The organism is Acinetobacter endophylla (genome assembly GCF_053543775.1).
Genome location: NZ_JBLVOM010000095.1, coordinates 1 through 719, shown reverse-complemented (window position 1 = coordinate 719; position 719 = coordinate 1). Strand labels below are relative to the sequence as shown.

Here is a 719-nt window from a genome sequence, read left to right as displayed (position 1 = left end):
ACGTGCCGCGTGCGCTTGCCAACTTCGACACACGCGGCTTCATCAAGCTGGTCATCGAGGAAGGTAGCGGACGGCTCATCGGCGTGCAAGCGGTGGCCCCGGAAGCGGGTGAACTGATCCAGACGGCGGTGCTCGCCATTCGCAACCGTATGACCGTGCAGGAACTGGCCGACCAATTGTTCCCCTACCTGACCATGGTCGAAGGGCTGAAGCTCGCGGCGCAGACCTTCAGCAAGGACGTGAAGCAGCTTTCGTGCTGCGCCGGATGAGGAAAAGGAGGTGTTCAATGAGCGCCTACACAGTGTCCCGGCTGGCCCTTGATGCCGGGGTGAGCGTGCATATCGTGCGCGACTACCTGCTGCGCGGATTGCTACGGCCGGTCGCGTGCACCACGGGCGGCTACGGCTTGTTCGATGACACCGCGTTGCAACGGCTGCGCTTTGTACGGGCTGCCTTCGAAGCGGGTATCGGCCTGGACGCACTGGCGCGGCTGTGCCGGGCGCTGGATGCTGCGGACGGTGACGGTGCGTCTGCGCAGCTTGCCGTGTTGCGGCAACTCGTCGAGCGTCGGCGCGAGGCCCTGGCCAGCCTCGAAATGCAACTGGCCGCCATGCCAACCGAACCGGCACAGCACGCGGAGAGTCTGCCATGAACAGCCCAGAGCACTTGCCGTCTGAGACGCACAAACCGATCACCGGCTACTTGTGGGGCGCGCTGGC

The 719-nt window shown here is 64.8% G+C and carries 2 protein-coding genes and 1 pseudogene; all 3 read left to right on the top strand.

Annotation, left to right across the window (positions count from 1 at the left end; translation table 11 throughout):
- The coding region (locus tag ACNPNW_RS05420) for an oxidoreductase dimerization domain-containing protein (protein ID WP_527890967.1) at positions 1–269 on the top strand (269 nt) is incomplete at its 5' end.
- A 17-nt stretch (positions 270–286) separates the two neighbouring features.
- Positions 287–652 (top strand): mercury resistance co-regulator MerD, encoded by a 366-nt coding sequence (gene merD / locus ACNPNW_RS05415; RefSeq protein WP_001277463.1) that lies wholly within the window; start codon positions 287–289, stop codon positions 650–652.
- A pseudogene (locus tag ACNPNW_RS05410) lies at positions 649–719 on the top strand (broad-spectrum mercury transporter MerE); the annotation flags it as partial. The gene merD and the pseudogene ACNPNW_RS05410, both read left to right, overlap by 4 nt.

What these genes read in the sequence shown, in the direction of transcription:
- merD (WP_001277463.1), top strand. Translation starts at nt 287, where the DNA reads ATGAGCGCCTACACAGTGTCCCGGCTGGCCCTTGATGCCGGGGTGAGC.